General features: G+C 70.4%; 16 protein-coding genes. 14 read left to right on the plus strand and 2 right to left on the minus strand.

What is annotated here, in order from left to right:
• Position 1: 1 nt before the first annotated feature.
• The 10 genes from C7389_RS05580 (at position 2) to C7389_RS05625 (ending at position 9331) form a co-directional block, all read left to right on the plus strand.
• The gene (locus tag C7389_RS05580; RefSeq protein ID WP_133589174.1) at positions 2-376 is read left to right on the plus strand and encodes a sensory rhodopsin transducer; all 375 of its coding nucleotides are present in this window, start codon (positions 2-4) and stop codon (positions 374-376) included.
• A gap of 34 nt (positions 377-410) precedes the next feature.
• Positions 411-1952, plus strand: a complete 1542-nt coding sequence (locus C7389_RS05585) for an NAD(P)/FAD-dependent oxidoreductase (protein WP_246034640.1) — start codon at positions 411-413, stop codon at positions 1950-1952.
• A 181-nt stretch (positions 1953-2133) separates the two neighbouring features.
• On the plus strand, positions 2134-3159 hold the full coding sequence (locus C7389_RS05590; RefSeq protein ID WP_133589176.1) for a glycosyltransferase: 1026 nt from the start codon (positions 2134-2136) through the stop codon (positions 3157-3159).
• Complete coding sequence (locus C7389_RS05595) at positions 3156-4304, plus strand: FAD-dependent oxidoreductase (protein WP_133589178.1); 1149 nt, start codon at positions 3156-3158, stop codon at positions 4302-4304. Before C7389_RS05590 ends, C7389_RS05595 begins: the two co-directional genes overlap by 4 nt.
• The gene (locus tag C7389_RS05600; RefSeq protein WP_133589180.1) at positions 4301-5086 is read left to right on the plus strand and encodes an NAD-dependent epimerase/dehydratase family protein; all 786 of its coding nucleotides are present in this window, start codon (positions 4301-4303) and stop codon (positions 5084-5086) included. Before C7389_RS05595 ends, C7389_RS05600 begins: the two co-directional genes overlap by 4 nt.
• Complete coding sequence (locus C7389_RS05605) at positions 5083-5907, plus strand: sugar phosphate isomerase/epimerase family protein (protein ID WP_133589182.1); 825 nt, start codon at positions 5083-5085, stop codon at positions 5905-5907. The genes C7389_RS05600 and C7389_RS05605 overlap by 4 nt, the downstream gene beginning before the upstream one ends.
• A gap of 4 nt (positions 5908-5911) precedes the next feature.
• The gene (locus C7389_RS05610; RefSeq protein ID WP_133589184.1) at positions 5912-6268 is read left to right on the plus strand and encodes an SMR family transporter; all 357 of its coding nucleotides are present in this window, start codon (positions 5912-5914) and stop codon (positions 6266-6268) included.
• A 16-nt stretch (positions 6269-6284) separates the two neighbouring features.
• The gene (locus C7389_RS05615) at positions 6285-7115 is read left to right on the plus strand and encodes a glycosyltransferase family 2 protein (RefSeq protein WP_133589186.1); all 831 of its coding nucleotides are present in this window, start codon (positions 6285-6287) and stop codon (positions 7113-7115) included.
• Between the two features lie 103 nt (positions 7116-7218).
• Positions 7219-8829: a hypothetical protein gene (locus C7389_RS05620; protein WP_133589188.1), complete on the plus strand. Its 1611-nt coding sequence runs from the start codon at positions 7219-7221 to the stop codon at positions 8827-8829.
• 25 nt (positions 8830-8854) lie between these two features.
• Entirely contained in the window at positions 8855-9331 is a 477-nt protein-coding gene (locus C7389_RS05625; protein ID WP_133589190.1) for a hypothetical protein, read from the plus strand.
• Positions 9332-9445: 114 nt separating this feature from the next.
• Here the strand turns inward: C7389_RS05625 and C7389_RS05630 are convergent, their stop codons facing one another.
• Together C7389_RS05630 and C7389_RS24815 are read right to left on the minus strand one after the other, a co-directional pair.
• The gene (locus tag C7389_RS05630) at positions 9446-9619 is read right to left on the minus strand and encodes a DUF1328 domain-containing protein (protein WP_133589192.1); all 174 of its coding nucleotides are present in this window, start codon (positions 9617-9619) and stop codon (positions 9446-9448) included.
• A 137-nt stretch (positions 9620-9756) separates the two neighbouring features.
• Positions 9757-10095 carry a BON domain-containing protein gene (locus tag C7389_RS24815; RefSeq protein ID WP_162851679.1) on the minus strand — a complete coding sequence of 113 codons (339 nt, stop codon included), beginning with the start codon at positions 10093-10095 and terminating at the stop codon, positions 9757-9759.
• Positions 10096-10278: 183 nt separating this feature from the next.
• On the opposite strand from C7389_RS24815, the gene C7389_RS05640 reads away from it, so the two are divergent.
• The 4 genes from C7389_RS05640 to C7389_RS05655 all read left to right on the plus strand — a co-directional run bounded on the left by C7389_RS05640 (position 10279) and on the right by C7389_RS05655 (position 17972).
• Complete coding sequence (locus C7389_RS05640; RefSeq protein WP_246034641.1) at positions 10279-11817, plus strand: trypsin-like peptidase domain-containing protein; 1539 nt, start codon at positions 10279-10281, stop codon at positions 11815-11817.
• On the plus strand, positions 11814-12959 hold the full coding sequence (locus tag C7389_RS05645) for an AI-2E family transporter (RefSeq protein ID WP_133589196.1): 1146 nt from the start codon (positions 11814-11816) through the stop codon (positions 12957-12959). Before C7389_RS05640 ends, C7389_RS05645 begins: the two co-directional genes overlap by 4 nt.
• A 154-nt stretch (positions 12960-13113) precedes the next feature.
• A complete protein-coding gene (locus C7389_RS05650) occupies positions 13114-16653 on the plus strand; it encodes a DUF748 domain-containing protein (RefSeq protein ID WP_133589198.1) in 3540 nt (1179 codons plus the stop codon).
• Positions 16654-17126: 473 nt separating this feature from the next.
• Positions 17127-17972, plus strand: coding sequence for a class I SAM-dependent methyltransferase (locus tag C7389_RS05655; protein ID WP_133589200.1), 846 nt, complete (start codon positions 17127-17129; stop codon positions 17970-17972).
• Positions 17973-17983 lie beyond the last annotated feature (11 nt).

Here is a 17983-nt window from a genome sequence, read left to right on the forward strand (position 1 = left end):
CATGAGCGAACCAATAGGCAAGACGCGCTGGGCCATCGCCGAGGGCTATCTGCCGGCGCAGCGCGGCGACGCCAGCCGCCAGCTCGTCAGCCACGAAACCGCCTGCCTGCTCAACACCGGCGACGAGGATGCCAATGTGCGCATCACCGTCTACTTCGTCGACCGCGAGCCCGCCGGCCCCTATCGCGTCACCGTACCAGCGCGGCGCACCCTGCACCTGCGCTTCAACGACCTGCGCGAGCCGGAACCCATACCGCCGGACACCGACTACGCCAGCCTCATCGAGTCCGACCGCCCCATCGTCGTCCAGCACACCCGGCTGGACGCCCGCCAGGCCGAACTCGCGCTGCTCAGCACCCTGGCCTACGCAGGCTGACGGCCCGCCCCAACGCCCCCCGGAGAACACCCTCATGCCGCCCACAGTCACCCCGCCCCATCTATACGCCCACGCCCCGTCCGCCCTCTCTTTGCTGAACGCCCTGAAGCAGGCCTGCCTGCTATCGCTCCCGCTGCCCGCCGGCGCGGCCGCCGCCGGCATGCCAGGCTGGAGCCTGCTGCAAACCCGTTTCGCCGGCGAACCCGGCGGCACCGGCGCGATGCCGGAGGAAGCGCCGCGCCGCAGCCGCAGCGCCGCCGACCTCGCCTCCCGCGAAGCCGCGGAACGCCGCCACCGCATCGTCATCGTCGGCGGCGGCGCCGGCGGGCTGGAGCTGGCCGCCCGCCTGGGCGACGACGCCGGCCGCCACGGCAAGGCAGAGATCGTGCTGGTGGACGCCGTCCTCACCCACATGTGGAAGCCGCTGCTGCACGAGGTGGCCGCCGGCACCCTGGGGCCGCAGGAAAACGAGCTCAACTTCCTGCAGCAAGCTCGCCGCCACCACTTCCGCTTCCACCTCGGCCGCCTGGAAACGGTGGACAGGGAAGCCAGGCAGATCTGGCTCGCCCCGCTGGTGGACGAGGAAGGCATGGAGGTGGCCCCGCGCCGGCCGCTGGCCTACGACACCCTGGTGATCGCCATCGGCGCCATCGACAACGACTTCGGCACCCCCGGCGTGCGCGCCCACAGCCTGTCGCTCAACAGCATGGAAGAAGCCCAGCGCTTCCACCGCCGCCTGCTCGCCCTGTGCGCCCGCGCCGAGATGAGCACCGGCGAGGCGGTGCGCGTCGCCATCGTAGGCGGCGGCGCCACCGGCGTGGAGCTGGCGGCCGAGCTCGCTGGCGCGGCCGACGAGATCGCCTCCTACGGCATGCAGCTGCGCGACCTGCGCCTGCCGCTGCAGATCGCCCTGCTGGAGGCCGGCGACAAGCTGCTCGCCGCCTTGCCGGACGATATCGCCGCCAAGGCCGGCGACGACCTGCGCGGCCGTGGGGTGGACATCCGGCTCGGCGCCCGCGTCGCCGAGGTACGGGCAGACTGCGTGATGCTGAAGGGCGGGGAGCGCATCCCCGCCGACCTCACCGTGTGGGCCGCCGGCGTGCAGGGCCCGGAAGTGCTGCAGGGCCTGGACGGCCTGGAGACCAACCAGCGCCGCCAACTGGTCGTCCACCCCACGCTGCAGACTACCCGCGACGCCAACATCTTCGCCCTCGGCGACTGCGCCGCCTGCCAGCCGGACCCGGACGCCCCGCCGGTGCCGCCCAAGGCCCAGGCCGCCCAGCAGCAGGCCGAACTGCTGGCGCGCTCGCTGCAGCGCCACGTCGCCGGCAAGTCGCTGCTCGAATTCCGCTACCAGGAGCGTGGCAACCTCATCTCGCTGGGCCGCGACAAGGCCGTCGGCAACGTCGAAGCCCCCACCGGCCGCCTCCACCTCCATGGCCGCTCCGCCCGCTTCGGCTACTGGGTGCTCTACCGCAAACACCTCTCGGTACTCCTCGGCGGCCTGCGCACCGCCTTCGTCACTCTGGGGCAATGGCTGAGCAAACGCTCGCAGCCCAAGGTGAAGCTGCATTGAGGCAGGGCGGCGCCGCCACCGCAGATGGCCGGCGCCGCCACCGCAGATGGCCGGCGCCGCTTCCGCCGGAAACCGCATCGAGCGCCCCGGCGCCCGGCATCGCCCCACAGGAACCCCGCCGCGCTGCGGTAGAATCTGTCACAAAGCAGATACAAATCGTGGCAGTGAAAGGTGGCGTGCAATGGCGTTTTTCCCGGTGTTTCTCTCGGTCGTGCTGGTCGTCCGCAATCAGGAGGCACGGCTCGAGGAAATGCTCTCGGCGGCGGTGGGCAGCATCTCCCCCCTGGTTGGCGACCACGAGATCATCGTCGTCGACAACGCATCCACCGACGGTAGCGTGGCCGAGCTGAAGCGGCTGACCAGCGAGAACGGGCTGCCGAACCTGCAGGTGTACGCGCTGACGAAGGAAGTGGACGCGGACACCGCCTCCTGGGTGGGCCTGGAAAACGCGCTGGGCGACTTCGTCGCCGTCATCGACCCGCTCGCCGACGACATCGCCTTCCTGCCGCAGATGCTGGACAAGGCCGTCTCCGGTGCCGACGTCGTCTTCGCCACCAACGAGCAGCGGCCGCGGCAGTCCCTGGCCTACACGCTGGCCTACTCCGTCTTCAACCGTCTGTACAAATTCTTCAACGGCATCCACCTTGCCAACGAGGCGCCTCAGTACCGGGTGCTGAGCAAGCGGGTGATCAATTTCATCCTGCAGCATCCCCAGCCCTCCATCACCTACCGCCATCTGCCGGCCACCGGCGGCTTTGCCCGGGTGAACCTGCGTTACAGCGCGCCGCCGCGCGCCACCGCGGCGAAGCCCCTGGGCGAGAGCATAGGCAGGGGAACACGGCTGCTGGTGTCCACCACCCGGGCGCCGATGCGGCTGGTCATGGGGCTATCCCTGTTCGGCGCGGTCGCCAACGTGCTCTATTCCATCTACGTGCTGGCGGTGGCGCTGCTCAATCCCAACGTGGCGGCCGGCTGGGTGAGCCTGTCGCTGCAGCAGTCAGGCATGTTCCTGCTGATCTCCCTGGTGCTGCTGGTGTTGGGCGAATACATCCTGCACATGGCCAGCCTGTCCACCGAAGGGCCGCCGTACCACGTCGCCCAGGAGTTCACCAGCGCCCGGCTGACGCGGCGGGAGAAGCTCAACGTGGAGGACGCTTCCACCGAGCGCGGGCGCTCCGTCTTCAGCGCTGCGGGACGCCCGGCGTGACCCTGCAGGCGTTCGACGCCGTCGTCGTCGGTGGAGGGTTCTACGGCGCCGCGATCGCGGTCTACCTGGCGCGCAGCCGCGGCTTCGGGAGGGTGCTGCTGGTCGAGCGCGGGCAGGCTCTGCTGACGCGCGCCTCGTATCACAACCAGGCCCGGGTGCATAACGGCTACCACTACCCGCGCAGCTTCACCACCGCTTACCGCAGCCGGGTGAACCTGCCGCGCTTCGTCAGCGACTGGCCGGCGGCGGTGCGCACCGACTTCACCAAGCTGTATGCCATCGCCCGACGCAACTCCAAGGTGACGAGCCGCCAGTTCGAGCGTTTCTGCCGCGACATCGGCGCCCGCATCCAGGCCGCTCCCGCCACCCTGGCCAGGCATTTCGACCCGCGCTTCATCGAGCGCGCCTACGTGGTCGAGGAGTACGCCTTCGACGCCTGCGTATTGCGCGCCTGGGCGGAGCGGGAACTGCGGGAAAGCGGCGTCGAGGTCCGGCTGGCAACGCAGGCTCTCGCGGTGGATGTGGCCCCGGCGGGCGGGCTGACGGTGACGCTGACGGGCGGGGCAGACGCTTACCAGGTTCACACATTCGGTGTATTCAACTGCACCTACAGCGGGCTCAACCAGCTGGGCGGCAGTTTCGGCACCACCCGCACCGGGCTGAAGCACGAACTGACGGAGATGGCCCTGATGGACGTGCCGGCGCCGTTCAAGGACCTGGGGGTGACGGTGATGGACGGCCCCTTCTTCTCCTTGATGCCCTTCCCGGCGCGCGGGCTGCACACCCTCTCCCATGTCCGCTACACGCCTCACCTGCAGTGGGAGGACGAGCCCGGACTGGACCCCTACCGCCGCATGCAGGACTACGGGCAGGCAAGCCGGGCGGACCGCATGGTGCGCGACGTCGCCCGTTACATGCCGCTGGTGGCGCAGGCCCGCCATGTGGATTCGCTGTTCGAGGTAAAGACGGTCCTGCAGAAAAACGAAGGCGACGACGGCCGCCCCATCCTGTTCGAACGCCACGCCGGATTGCCGGGGGCGTATTCCATCCTCGGCGGCAAGATCGACAACATCTATGACGTCCTGGAGAAGCTGGAGAGCGAACCGCTGCTTTCCGCCTCCGGGGCCAGGGAGCACTCAACATGAACGCACTGATCGGCCATACCGGCTTCGTCGGTGGCACCTTGCTGCGGCAGGCGGCATTCGATGCCCTGTACCGCTCCACCGACATCCATGAGGTCCGGGGACGCAGCTTCGATCTCGTGGTCTGCGCCGGCGCCCCGGCGCAGAAGTGGATCGCCAACAAGGAACCGGAAGCCGACCTCGCCAGCATCAACGGCCTGATCGGCCACCTGGACAAGATCGAGTGCAAGACCTTCGTGCTGATCAGCACCGTGGACGTGTTCAAGCAGCCGCTGGAGGTGGATGAAGCCTCGCCGGTCATCGAGGACGGCCTGCATGCCTACGGACTGCATCGCCGCCTGCTGGAGCAGTTCGTCGAGCGCCGCTTCGAGCGCCATCTCGTCGTGCGCCTGCCCGGCCTAGTCGGCCCCGGGCTGCGCAAGAACGTCATCTTCGACTTCCTCAACGACAACAACCTGCACGCCATCGATAGCCGCGGCGTCTTCCAGTTCTACCCCATGGTCAACCTCTGGCAGGACCTGCAGACGGCCCTGCAGGCCGGGCTTTCGCTGCTGCACCTGACGGCGGAGCCGGTGAGCGTGGCCACCATCGCCGGTAGCGGCTTCGGCCGCCGTTTCGAGCAGGCGCTGGGCAACCCGCCGGCACGCTACGACATGCGCAGCCGCCATGCTGCCTTGTTCGGCGGCCACGGCAGCTACCAATACGACCTGCGCGAAACGCTGCTGGCGGTGCGTGCCTACGCCCAGTCGGAACCGCGCAAGCCCAAGGCGGAGGCGCCGGCATGAGGCTGTCCATCTCCAACATTGCCTGGGACATCGAGGAAGATGGCGCGGTCGCCGCGCTGCTGCGCCAGCGCAAGGTGGATGCGATCGACATCGCCCCCGGCAAGTATTTTCCCGATCCCGCACGGGCCACCGATGCCCAGATCCACGCCGTGCGCCAGTGGTGGGCGGAGCAGGAGATCGAGATCACCGGCATGCAGGCCCTGCTGTTCGGCACCCAGGGCCTCAATGTCTTCGGCCCCGCCGCCACCCAGGACGCCATGCTTGCCCACCTGGAGGCGGTCTGCCGCATCGGCGGCGGCCTCGGCGCGACGCACCTGGTCTTCGGCTCGCCGAAGAACCGTGACCGCAGCGGGATGAGCGACAGCGCAGCCACGGACATGGCATGCGCCTTCTTCTCCCGCCTGGGCGATGCCGCTGCCCGCCACGGCGTGGTGATCTGCCTGGAGCCCAACCCCGCTGCCTACGGCGCCAACTTCATGACTACCAGCGCGGAAACCGCCGCGGTGGTGCGCGCCATCGGCCATGCCGCCATCCGCATGCAGTTCGACGTCGGCGCCGTCACCATGAACGGCGAGGATGCCGCCGAGGTGGTGCAGCGCTGCGGCGACCTCGTCGCGCATGTACATGCCAGCGAGCCCGGCCTGAAAACCCTGGGCGACGGCGGCAGCGACCACCAGCGCGCCGCAGCGGCGCTGCTGGCCAGCCTGCCCCAGCATGTGGTCTGCATCGAAATGCTGGCCAGCGAGAGCGAGCCCCATCTTTCCGCCATAGGCCGGGCCCTCGACCTGGCCGACGCGGCCTACCGGGCCGCCGGAGCCTAGCCTCATGAAGTGGCTCATCCTCGTCCTCGGCATCCTCGCCAACGCGTCCGCCAGCGTGCTGGTGAAGTACGCGATGCTGCCGCCGCGCCGTTTCCCCTCGCTGTCCGACCCGCTGGCGGCGCTCGGCAACTGGCCCTTCTGGCTGGGCCTTGCCCTCTATGGCGGCGCCTTCCTGCTGTACGCGGCCGCGCTCGCCCGGCTGCCGCTCAATGTCGCCCACCCCATCCTGACCTCCGGCGCCGTGGCCACCGTGGCGCTCTTCTCCGTGGTGCTGTTCAGCGAGCCTTTCCACTGGACCACCGCGGTGGGCGTCCTGCTGGTGATTGCCGGCGTCTGCCTGATCACCCTTCGTGTTGCCTGAACTCCTGCAAGAAAAAATGACTCCATCCACCCCGCCAGCGCTGCCCGGATCCGCCACCTGGGAAGTACCCGCCTTCGACATCGCCCTGTGGCCGGGCCGCAGCCAGCCCTGGTGCGTGGTGATTCCGGTGATCAACGAGGGCGAGCGCATCCGCAACCTCCTGCGCCGGATGGCGGCGCTCTCCGTTTCGGCGATGGCCGACATCATCATCGTCGATGGCGGCAGCAAGGACGGCTCGCTGGCCCTGGATGCGCTGCAGGCGCAAGGCGTGCGGGGCCTGCTGGTCAAGACCGGGCCGGGCAAGTTGAGCGCCCAGCTGCGCTGCGCCTACGCCTTCGCGCTGCAACAGGGCTACGCGGGCATCGTCACCATAGACGGCAACGACAAGGACGACCCGGAGGGGATTCCGCGCTTCATCGAAGCGCTGAAGGCAGGCTACGACTTCGTCCAGGGCTCGCGCTTCGTGCCCGGCGGCGTGGCGGAGAACACGCCGCGCTCGCGCGACTGGGCGATCCGCTTCATCCACGCCCCCATGCTGAGCCTGGCCTCCGGCTTCCGGTGGACCGACACCACCCAGGGCTTCCGCGCCTACAGCCGCCGCATGCTGCTGGACCCGAGGGTGGCACCGTTCCGCGACGTCTTCCTCACTTACGAACTGCTGGCCTACCTCTCCTATCGCGGCCCCCGGCTCGGCTTCCGCTGCATCGAGCTGCCCTCGATCCGGCGCTATCCGAAGGGCGAGGTGCCGACCAAGATTTCCAGCGTGCGCGGCAACCTCTCCGTCTTCAAGGTGCTGGTGGCCGCCTGCCTCGGCCGGTTCAACCCCGCCGGCGACCGGGAAGCCTGATGCCGCGCCGGCACCGTTATTCCCCAGCCCCTGCTCCGCGCCTGACGCCGCCTGCGCTGGATTGGGCCGAGAACCAGCTGCGCTCTAACCCCCAAACCACAAGATGAACCCGGCAAGAACCACGACAAACCGCCTTTTCGCCGCCTGCGCCCTGCTACTGGCCGCCTTCAACGCCTTCCTGCAGAATTTTCCCGGCAATTTCTCCCTCAACGGCGGCCTCTTCGCCTTCAGCGATCCCTTCCACCAGGGCGAGCATTTCGCCTTCGCCCAGTCCCTGGGCAACTCGACTCAGGCGGTGGACGCGCTCTCCATCCACGGCGCGCTGGATTTCATCCCCAGTCTCATCGGCGCACAGCTGTGGGGCAGCGATCACCACTTCATCCCCAGCTACGCCATCTATGCGCTGCTGGGAACGCTGGCCGCCCTGCTGCTGTTCCTCGTCCCCGGCGCCGCCGGCGATGCCGCCAGGCGGCGCGCCTCCCTCTTCGCCCTGGCGCTCATCGGCGGTCTGGCGGTGGGCTACCGGGATTTCTTCCTGCTGATCTCCCTGGGCGCCTTCTACGGCCTGCTTACCGCGGAACTCCGCCCCGGCTGGCGAACCGCGCTCCAGCTCCTGTTCGGCCTCTCCACCGCCTTCGGCCTGTACTGGTCCTTCGACCGCGGCATTGCCGCCGTGGTCTCCCTGGGCACGGCCACGCTTTACCTGGCCTGGACGGACAGGCGCTTCGTGCTGCCCCTGCTCTCCTTCGCCGCCGGCCTAGTGATCCTCGCCTGCCTGCACGACGTCTTCTCGCCACGGGCTTTCATCGAGAACGTGATGGTGCTGGTGCAGACCTCTGCGCAGTGGCGCTACAACCCCAGCGAGAAAACGGCGACGCTGACGGCCTTCGCCCTCTTCATCAACCTGCTGGCGCTGGGCCTGTTCTGGGGCTCCCACCTGAAAGGGCGGACGCTGCGGCTGCATGCCGCCGAAGCCATCGCCCTGACGCTGCTTGCCATCCTCTTCCTGAAGATAGGGACGAACCGGGTCGACCTTCAGCACATCCACTCCGCGCTGTGGGTGCCGGGGATCCTGGCGATGCGGATGAACCACCGCAGCATTCCGTTGCACACGCCGCTGCTCTGCGTCTCCTTCCTCGGCTTCGTATTCGCGGTCCAGATCGGCGTCGAGTTCCGCTCCTATTGCCTGCCCCTGATCGCCGGCTTGATCCTCTATCAGTTCGACGCCCAGCGGACCGCGATCAGGCGCCTGATCAAGCTCACCTTCCTTTTCGCCCTGCTGCTGGTGCTCTTCTCCGCCTGGAAAAGGAACAGCGACCTGGAGAGCTACGCCTGGCTGCAGAGCCTGCGTGCCCCTCAGAGCAACTGGCAGAGCGCCGAACCCGCAATGCAGTGGGTCGCCTCCGAACTGCTCAGGAACAAGGTGGGCTGCGTCTTCGACCTCTCCAACAACGGCATCATCAACGGCCTCACCCGGCTGCCCGCCTGCAGCCGTTTCATCTACCCGGTCTACGCCAGCGCGGCCTACGAGGACGAACTCATCCAGAGCCTGGCGAACGCGCGGCCGGCGGCCCTGGTGTATTCCTCCACCTTCTGGTCCTACCGCATCGACGGCCGCCCGATGAACGAGCGCTTCCCCGCGCTGGACCGCTTCATCCTCCAGAACTACCCGCAACAGACCTGCGAACACGGCTACTGCATCAGGTACCGCTGATTCCGCTCGTCACCGGACACCTCAAATGCGCCCCACCCTGAGCCTGCTTGCCTGCTCCGCCTTCCTGAGCCCCCTCCTGCCGGCCCACGCCGCCGGCGCGCCGCCCTTTGTCTGCGGCGACAGCGTGGTCCATGCCACGACGGCGCAGGCGCGGGGCGATGTCTGGCTGCAGGATTTCGTCGTCACCCTGGAGCGCGGCGGAGAGCGGCGGGTGCTGCGGTTCAAGCCGGAGAATGATTTCCTGCGGCTGCATTGCGTGGCCCACGGCGGGCGCGGCTATCTGGTCGTGGACCACAGCTGCGGCGGCAGCGGCTGCGCCGACCACAACTACGGCGTGGTCGATCTGGCGGATTTCAGCGAACCGTTGCAGCCCACCGAGCGCTATCGCGGCAATGAGGCCGCAGCGCGAAGGCTGCTGGAGGGCGATCTGCCGGCTTCCCTGGATTGCCGCGACACCGCGGGCGCCAGCCTGTGCCTGCAGGTGGAAGACGAACTGCAGTGAGCCCCGCGGCCGGCCTGCCGGCGCGGACGTGAGCGCAGGCCGTCGGGAAGGTGAACGCCGGCAGGGCCGGACCGCCCCGTGGCGGGCGCCACCGGCGCGGCCGCGTCACCCGGCTCAGAACACCAGCGTTCCCAGGCCGACCCCGAAGATCAGCACGATCAGGAAGATCGCCAGCGCGATGAAGAACAGCACCTTGGCAATGCCGGCGGCACCGGCGGCGATGTTGGTGAAACCGAGCAGACCGGCGACCAGGGAGATGACGAAAAAGATGATGGCCCACTTGATCATGATGGGGGGACTCCTTGAGTCGTCCGCCGGCCCCGGGCGAGGGGCGATGGCGGACTGAAATGTTTTGTAAAACTTACACTGCCCGGTAAGGCATACAGCCTGCGGAGCGTTTTTCCAGGCCGTTGGCATACCCACGATCAGCGCGCGGGTTTGGGCATCAGCGCGCTCTGGACCGACTTCACGCCTTCCACCCGGCGGGCGACCAGCACCGCGGCTTCGGCCTCGGCGGCGGAGTCCACCGTGCCGCCCAGGTGGACGACGCCATTGCGCACTTCGACCTCGACATTGCGCGCCTTCACCTGATCGTTGCCGATCAGCGCCGACTTCACTTTGGCCTCCAAAGTCTTGTCGTCTATGTATTCCCCGGTCGTCCTCTCACCGGAATGGGTATCGCCGGCCGCATGGGAAACACTGGCCAGGACCGATGCCGCGGCACCCGCGGCGAGCACGCTCAGGAAGGATCTTCTGGTATTCATTCTGGCATTCCTCCGTGTGAGCCCACGCCGCCGGGAGGCGGCGGGCGGGCGTTTTCGGCCGCCCGGGGGCGGTCCGGCAGGGAGGTCGCAAACGGCGTACCCGGACGGTATCGCTAGCGAATCGACATAGGGCATGACACTTGCTCTACCGCTGCGGTCGGGTCTGTCCCGGGAGTTCAGATCATGCCTGCCCATAGCAAAAACAATACTTGCCGCCCGCTCGCCACCGCTCGCCCCGCACCGGTCCGGCCCCTGCCCCAAGCCCTGCCGACTCGGGAAAGGCACCCCCTCGCCGCGCTCCTCGGCGGACTGCTGCTGGGCGCCGCCCTGCTCAGCGCCCTGGCCGGCTGCACGCCAGGCGACGCCGGTACGGGAGACGCGCCGATCCGCAACATGGCCGCCTGGTTCCAGCAGCCCGCCAGCCGCAGCGCGGCCATGCCCGACTTCGGTCCGCTGATGCGCGCCCAGGGGCCAGCGGTGGTGAACATCGTCAGCGTGCGGCCGGCGGACGCGCCCGGGCTGGAAGGCCTGCCCGGCGAGCCCACCTCCACCTCGGTCGAACCCTTTACCCCGAGGCAGGACACACCGTCCGAAGGGCTGGGCTCCGGCTTCATCATCCGGCCGGACGGCCTCATCCTCACCAACGCCCATGTGGTGGCCGGCGCCACCTCCATCACCGTGCGCCTGGCCGACGGCCGCCGCGAGTACCCCGGCCGCGTCATCGGCGCCGATCCGCAGAGCGACATCGCGGTGCTGCGCATCGACGCCGACGGCCTGCCGGTGGCGCGGCTGGGCAGTTCCGCCTCGGTGGTACCGGGCACCTGGGTGGCCGCCATCGGCGCGCCCTTCGGCTTCGCCAACACCATCACCGCCGGCATCGTCAGTGCCACCGGCCGCGCGCTGGCCGATGGCGACCTGGTGTCCTTCATCCAGAGCGACGTGGCGGTGAACCCCGGCAGCTCCGGCGGCCCTCTGATCAATCTGCGCGGCGAGGTGGTGGGCATCAACTCGATGATCTTCAGCCCCACCGGCGGCTACATGGGCCTGTCCTTCGCCATTCCCATCGAATCCGCGCTGGAAGTGGCGGCCGAACTGGAACGCGAAGGCACGGTGCGGCGCGGCCGCCTGGGCGTCACCATCCAGCCGGTCACCCGCGAGCTGGCGCGCGCCTTCGGCTTCGAAGGCGAAGGCATGGTGGTGGGCACGGTGGAAAACGGCAGCGCCGCGGAGCAGGCCGGCCTGCACTCCGGCGACGTCATCATCGGCCTGGATGGCCGCCTCGCCGGGCCGGACCGCCTGCCCCAGCTCATCGCGGCCGCCACGCCCGGCAGCGAGCGCAAGGTGATGGTGTGGCGCGAAGGCCGCCGCCAGGAATTCACCGTCGTCATGGGCGAAACCAGGGCGGAACCGCCAAAGGCCACCCACAGCTCCGCCGCCGACAAGCATCTCACCCTGAGCGAAGTGCCCGCCGAGCAACGCAAGCGCCTCGGCATCGCCTACGGTTTGCGGGTGGACAAGGCGCCGCCGGCGCTGGCGGACGACGCGATCCGCAATGGCGACGTCATCCTCAAGGTCGGCGGCCGCAGCTTCGGCAACCGGCATGAGTTCGATCGCCTGCTCGCCTCCACGCCGGGCGGCTATGCGCCGCTGCTGGTGCGCCGCGGCGAATCCGCGGTGTACGTGGCGGTGGAGGTGCCGGAGACGGCGCGGGAGGCAGGTTGAGCGCGCCCCCCGCACCCCAGCCCCGCCGCCGGCGCCCGCGCGCCGCGGCCTTGGGGCCGGCCGCGCCCGGCGTGGCCGCCGATGCCCGCCGCGCCGACCGCTCCATCGTGGTGGTGGGTGCGGTGGTACTGCTGGTGGGCTTCGGCCTGGTGATGTGGGCGATAGCGGACGTGGTGCTGCTGGTGTTCGCCGGCATGCTGCTGGCGATCTTCCTGCGCGGCTTCACCGACGCCCTGCGCCGCGCCACCGGCCTGCCTGACATGGTCGCCTTCGTCGCGGTAGTACTGGCCCTGCTCGCCCTGCTGGCGCTGGGCGGCCTGTTCCTCGGCGCCGAGGCCGCCACCCAGTTCGAACAGCTGGGGCCGCGCACCCGCGAAGCCTGGGACAAGATGCTGGCCGCCATCAACAGCTACGAATGGGGCCGCGCCCTGCTGAACGAACGCAACCTGCGGGCGATGATGCCGGAGAACCAGGAATGGCTGACCCAGCTCGGTGGCCTTTTCTCCACCACGGTGGGCGCCATTGGCGGCTTCCTCATCGTCGTCTTCATCGGCCTCTACGGCGCCGCCGATCCCGGCACCTACCAGCGCGGCTTCCTCGCCCTGTTTCCGCGCGGCAACCGCGAGCGCGCCAGCGAGGTGATGGACGAAGTGGGCCACACCCTGCGCTGGTGGCTCATCGGCACCTTCGTGAAGATGACGGTGGTCGGCGTATCGGTGAGCATCGGCCTGTGGCTGCTGGGCATGCCGCTGGCGCTGGCGCTGGGCCTGATCGCCTTCGTGCTGGACTTCGTGCCCTACATCGGCCCGGCGCTGGCCGCCTTTCCCGCCTTGCTGGTGGCACTGGCCATGAGCCCGACCGACGCCCTCTACGTCGGCCTGCTCTACCTTGGCGTGCAGGCCGCGGAGAACTACATCGTGTCACCGCTGGTGGACCTGCGCAGCGTGGATCTGCCGCCAGCCCTGGCGATCGCCGCCCAGGTGCTGCTGGGCGCCCTGCTGGGCGCCCTGGGCGTGGTCTTCGCCACCCCGCTGGCCGCCACCGGCATGGTGCTGGTGCGCACCCTCTACGTGGAGCCGGACGAACCGGCCGGTTCGCCGGCCCCGGCGGAGGGCGGCGCCGCCGCGGGGGAGCGGGCGTGAGCCCGGCGCCGCTCGTGGCCTGTTCACGGCGGCGGCCTGCCGCCAGCTTGTTCGCCCAAAAGCCGCAGCGGAAGCTGCGGCCCGGCCGCCGGGAAGCCGAATGCCGCTTGCCGCGGTCTTACCCGGCAGACGCTGAAGCTGGTGGAGGCAAGGAATGAACACGCCGCAGCCCCGCCGCCCGGCTCCGCAGCCCACCGCTGAAGGTGCGCCGGTGCCGGCGACATCCGCAAGCGCGCCGCCGCGCCGGCGGCGCTGGCCCTGGTGGCTGGGCGGCACGCTGGCCGCCTTGGTGCTGCTCTACGCCTTGGCCGGCTTCCTGCTGCTGCCCTGGCTGCTGCAACGCGAACTGCCGCCGCTGCTGGAGCAGCGCCTGGGGCTCACGCTGAGCCTGGGGGCGCTGCGCATCAATCCCTTCCTGCTGCGCGCCGAAGCGGATGAAATCGCGCTCACCCAGCCGGACGGCAACCGCCTGCTGGAAGCCGGCGGTGCCCGGGTCGACATGGACTGGTCCGGCCTCTTCGCCCGCCGCTGGACAGTGGCCGAAGCGGTGCTGGACAACCCGCGCCTCACCCTGGTCAGGGAGGGCGACGGCAGCTTCTCCCTGCCCCGTCCCACTCCTGCGCAGGACACCCCGCCCCGGCAGCAGGCCAGCGGCAGCGTGGCCCCCGCTGGCGAGCCGGTGGCGCCTTCCCCCGCTGCGGAGACTCCGCCCGCCGGCACGGATGCCGGCGCGGCCGGCCCCGCCACGGAAGCCCCCCTGCCGCCGCTGCTGATACGCCACCTCGCCGTCACCGGCGGCAGCATCGCCCTTCGTGAGCGCGAAGCGGCCGCCGATGCCCCGCCGGTCGCCATCGAAGGCATAGACTTGCGGGCCGATGGACTCGCCTCCGATCCTGAAGCGGGCGCCGCCACCTACCAGCTGGGCGCTCGCCTGCCCGGCGGCGGCAGCCTGCAGGCGGATGGCGAACTCGCCCTCGCCGGCCGCAGCAGCCAGGGCCGCATCCAGATCGACGAGGCCCAGCTCCAGGGCTGGTGGCCGCTGTTGGCGCGGCAGCTGGACCTGGCACCGCCGCAGGGCCGCATCGCCCTCGGCGGTCACTACCAGGCCGGCATGACGGCGGGCGGCTTCGACCTGGCGGTGGAAGCGCTCAGCCTCGCCGCGGATGATCTGCGCCTCGCCCGCGCCGGCAGCCAGGACGAGGACGCGCCCATGCTGGCGCTGCGCCGCGCCGAGATCGGCGGCGGCAGCTTCACCCTGGGCGGGCGCCGCCTCAGTCTGCAGGGCCTGCGGCTGGCGGAGGGCGAGCTCAGCGTCATCGTCGATGCCGAAGGCAGGCTGGACTGGGCCAGTCTGCAGCGCGGCGCGGACAAGCCGCCGGCCGCCGGCGAGGCGCCCTGGCACATCCAGCTGCCGGAAGCGCGACTTGAAAACATCGCCCTGCACTACCGCGAACAGGCGGATGCCCGCCGCCGGCTGGACGTCGCCCGGCTGGACGCCGGCGGCAACATCACCGTCGCCACCGGCGATGAAGGCCTGCGGGTGGACGCGCTGGATGCCACCCTGCAGCGGCCCCGCTTCGCCGGCGGCGATGCCAGTCCGCTCACGGTGGAACGCATCCGCCTCGCCGGCGCCAGCGTGGACACCGCCAGGCGCGCCCTCACCGCCCGCGAACTGGCGCTGTCCGGCAGCAGGATGGACCTCGCCATCGAGCCGGACGGCACCGTCTTCATCCCCGGCGGGCTGGTGCCGCAAGCCGCCCGCGAGGGCACGCCGGCGCAGCCGGCCCAGGGCCGGCAGGCAGAGGCCGGCCAACCCTGGTCCTACGCCCTGGAACGGGTAAGCGCAGACGGCCTGGACCTCGGCTTCCACGACAAGCGCACCAGCACCCCGCTGCAGCTGCGGGTGCAGGGCGGCGTGCAGCTCACCAATGTCGCCAGCGGAGAGGCCGGCCCGCTGGGCGTGGATGTGAAGCTGGAAGTGGCCGGCGGCGGCCGGCTGCAGATGCAGGGCGAGGCCGCGCAGGACGCCAGCCGGCTGCAGGGCCGGCTGCGCCTGGACGGGGTGGAACTCGCCCCCGCCCGCGCCCTGGTGGAGCGCTACACCACGCTGAAGCTGCTGGCCGGCAAGCTGGGCGGCGACCTGCAGATCCGCTACGCCCGCGACGGCGAGCCGCGCCTGCGCGCCGAGGGCGAGGCGCGGCTGGACGGCATCCGCTTCGACGTCGCCGAAAGCGGCGAGCCGCTGTTCTCCGCCCGCAGCATCGCCACCCGCGGCAGCCTGCAACTGGCGCCGGACCGGCTGGCGCTGGCCACCGTCGTCATGGACCGGCCCAACGCCCGCCTCATCGTGGACCGCGACCGCCAGCTCAACCTCGGCAAGATCCTGCGCCAGCGCGACAACCCGGCGGCGGACGGCGGCGCCCAGGCGGTCACCCGGAACACCGCCCGCAAAGTGGCGGCCAAGGTGGCGGAAGACGCGCCAGACCTTTTCCCGCTGCGGGTGGATCGCGTCGAACTGCGCAACGCCACGGTGGACTTCGCCGACCAGAGCCTGATCCTGCCCTTCTCCGCCCAGGCGCAAGGGCTCAACGGCCAGGTGCTGGGCGTGGACAACGCCGCCGGCAGCGAGGCGGTGATCGACGCCCGCGGCGCCATTCCGCCCTATGGCGAAGTCCGCGTCGAAGGCCGGCTGCGGCCCTTCGCCCCCAACGAACTCACCGACGTCGCGGTGCGCTTCGACAACGTCGAGATGTCCCAGCTCTCCCCCTACAGCGCCACCTTCGCCGGCCGCACCATCGCCCGCGGCAAGCTGTGGCTGGACGTGCGCTACCGGGTGCTCGACTGGCAGCTGGACGGCAACAACGCCGTCACCCTGGAAGACTTCACCCTGGGCGAGCGGGTGGACGCCCCCAACGCCATGGACCTGCCGCTGGAACTCGCCCTCGCCCTGCTCAAGGATCCCCAGGGCCGCGTCCACCTCGAAGTACCGGTGCGCGGCAACGTCGGCGACGCCCGCTTCGAGTATGGCCAGCTGGTGCGCGATGCCATCGGCAACGTGCTCAAGCGCGCCGTCACCGCCCCCTTCCGCCTGCTCGCCCGCCTGGTCGGCCGCGGTGAGGACGACAGCCTGCAGGCGGTCGCCTTCGAAGCCGGCAGCGAGCGCCTGTCGCCGGTGGAGGAAGAAAAGCTGCAGCAGCTCGCCGGCGCGCTGGCGCAGCGGCCCCAGCTCAGGCTGCGCATCCGCGGCACCTACCTCACCGCCGACGACGGCGCCGCCCTGCGCCTGCAGGCCACCCGCCGCGAAATCGCCAGCGCCGCCGGCCAGTCTCCGGGCAAGGGACCGGTGAACCAACTGGATTTCGGCGACAGCGCCATCCGCGGCGCCGTCGCAAGCCGTTTCGAAGCCACCGCCGGCCCCCAGGCCTTGGCCGCCTTCCGCGACGAATTCGCCCGCGGCCCCCAGGCCGGCAACGAAACCGCCCTGCACCGCGAACTGTTCAACCGCCTGCTGCAGCACCAGGGCCTGGCGGACGAGGCGCTACAGGCCCTGGCCGAGCATCGCGGACAGGTCGTGCATGACTACCTCGCCGCCCACGGCGTGGCCGGGGAGCGGCTGGAGACGAAGCCGGCCGGCGCCGCCGAAGGACGAAAGGCGGCGCCGCAAGCGGAGCTGGAGGTGGAAGTCGCACGCTAGGGGCAGGTGCGCGGCACTGGATCTGCGGCAGGGCGCATGCGGCCCACAGCGAAGCCCGGGGCTGGCCTCTAAGCGATGCAGGCAGCGACGAGCCTGCCTCCCGCTCCCGCGGCGCAGGCGGAAAAGCGCAGCAGCGCCTCCCCGGCCGAGGCGGCGGGTGGGGCGCGAGGGGAAGCCACCGGGAGGCTGGAGCCGGGTCCCCCTGATGGGCGCCCCGTCTCTCCCGCCCGCTGCGGCCGGGGAAAAGGGCGCTTGCGGCGGCTGACAGCCGCCCTCCCCGGCTGAACCGCAAGCACGCCGACCGCGATGCGCGCAGGGCGGCGGTTCCGGCGTGGCAGGACCGCGGCAGCCGGGGCCACGCTGCGGCGCCCCCCTTGCCGCCAAACTGTCCGTCCTCACGGCCTGAAGCCCCCTTGACTTCAAGTCGACTTGAAATGGCAGGCTGTGGACTTTGCAATCACAGGGAGGCTGCCATGAGCAGTGATGACGCCATCAGGGAGGAACAGGAGCGGCTTTGGAACGGGCCCGCGGGCCGGGCCTGGGTGGAGGCGCAGGCAGTGCTGGATCGCCTCTTCCAGCCGTTCGAAGCGCTGCTGGCCGGCACCGTGGCAGAAGGTTCCAGCAGGCGGGTGCTGGACGTGGGCTGCGGCACCGGGGCGCTGACGCTGGCGCTGGCGAGACGCCTGGCCGCCCCCGGGCGCAGCACCGGCATCGATCTCTCCCGGCCGATGATAGAAGCCGCACAGGGCCGGGCAGCTCGCGCAGTGTTGCCGGCCGCCTTCATTCTTGCGGATGCCCAGCGCCATGCCTTCGAGCCGGGTGGTTTCGACCACCTCGTCTCCCGCTTCGGCGTTATGTTCTTCGACCACCCGGTGCAGGCCTTCGCCAACCTGCGTGCTGCCGCAAGGCCGGGCGCGACGCTGGACTTCGTGGCCTGGCGCAGCCCCGCCGAGAACCCCTTCATGACCACCGCCGAGGCCGCGGCGGCACCGCTGATGCCGGCGCTGCCGCCGCGCCGCGCGGGCGGGCCGGGGCAGTTCGCCTTTGCCGATGCGGGCCGGGTGCGCCGCATCCTGGACGAGAGCGGCTGGCAGGAGGCGGCGCTGCAGCCGCTGGACGTGGACTGCCGCATGTCGGAAGCGGATCTGCTGCATTACCTGAGCTGGCTGGGGCCGGTGGGCCAGGCGCTGCAACGTAGCGACGCGCAGACGCGGAGCCGGGTGCTGGCGGTGCTGCGCCAGGCCTTCCAGCCCTATGTGCGGGGCGGCGAAGCGCGCTTCACCGCCGCCTGCTGGCGGGTGAGCGCCACGGCGCCCTGAGCGCAGTCGAG

It is taken from the genome of Azoarcus indigens, assembly GCF_004361735.1.
GTDB classification, from domain to species: Bacteria; Pseudomonadota; Gammaproteobacteria; order Burkholderiales; family Rhodocyclaceae; genus Azoarcus; species Azoarcus indigens.

Excerpts from the sequence above, each read along its gene's own strand:
- C7389_RS05580 (WP_133589174.1), top strand. The coding sequence starts at position 2 with ATGAGCGAACCAATAGGCAAGACGCGCTGGGCCATCGCCGAGGGCTAT.
- C7389_RS05585 (WP_246034640.1), top strand. The coding sequence starts at position 411 with ATGCCGCCCACAGTCACCCCGCCCCATCTATACGCCCACGCCCCGTCC.
- C7389_RS05590 (WP_133589176.1), top strand. The coding sequence starts at position 2,134 with ATGGCGTTTTTCCCGGTGTTTCTCTCGGTCGTGCTGGTCGTCCGCAAT.
- C7389_RS05600 (WP_133589180.1), top strand. The coding sequence starts at position 4,301 with ATGAACGCACTGATCGGCCATACCGGCTTCGTCGGTGGCACCTTGCTG.
- C7389_RS05605 (WP_133589182.1), top strand. The coding sequence starts at position 5,083 with ATGAGGCTGTCCATCTCCAACATTGCCTGGGACATCGAGGAAGATGGC.
- C7389_RS05610 (WP_133589184.1), top strand. The coding sequence starts at position 5,912 with ATGAAGTGGCTCATCCTCGTCCTCGGCATCCTCGCCAACGCGTCCGCC.
- C7389_RS05615 (WP_133589186.1), top strand. The coding sequence starts at position 6,285 with ATGACTCCATCCACCCCGCCAGCGCTGCCCGGATCCGCCACCTGGGAA.
- C7389_RS05620 (WP_133589188.1), top strand. The coding sequence starts at position 7,219 with ATGAACCCGGCAAGAACCACGACAAACCGCCTTTTCGCCGCCTGCGCC.
- C7389_RS05625 (WP_133589190.1), top strand. The coding sequence starts at position 8,855 with ATGCGCCCCACCCTGAGCCTGCTTGCCTGCTCCGCCTTCCTGAGCCCC.
- C7389_RS05630 (WP_133589192.1), bottom strand. The coding sequence starts at position 9,619 with ATGATCAAGTGGGCCATCATCTTTTTCGTCATCTCCCTGGTCGCCGGT.
- C7389_RS24815 (WP_162851679.1), bottom strand. The coding sequence starts at position 10,095 with ATGAATACCAGAAGATCCTTCCTGAGCGTGCTCGCCGCGGGTGCCGCG.
- C7389_RS05640 (WP_246034641.1), top strand. The coding sequence starts at position 10,279 with ATGCCTGCCCATAGCAAAAACAATACTTGCCGCCCGCTCGCCACCGCT.
- C7389_RS05650 (WP_133589198.1), top strand. The coding sequence starts at position 13,114 with ATGAACACGCCGCAGCCCCGCCGCCCGGCTCCGCAGCCCACCGCTGAA.
- C7389_RS05655 (WP_133589200.1), top strand. The coding sequence starts at position 17,127 with ATGAGCAGTGATGACGCCATCAGGGAGGAACAGGAGCGGCTTTGGAAC.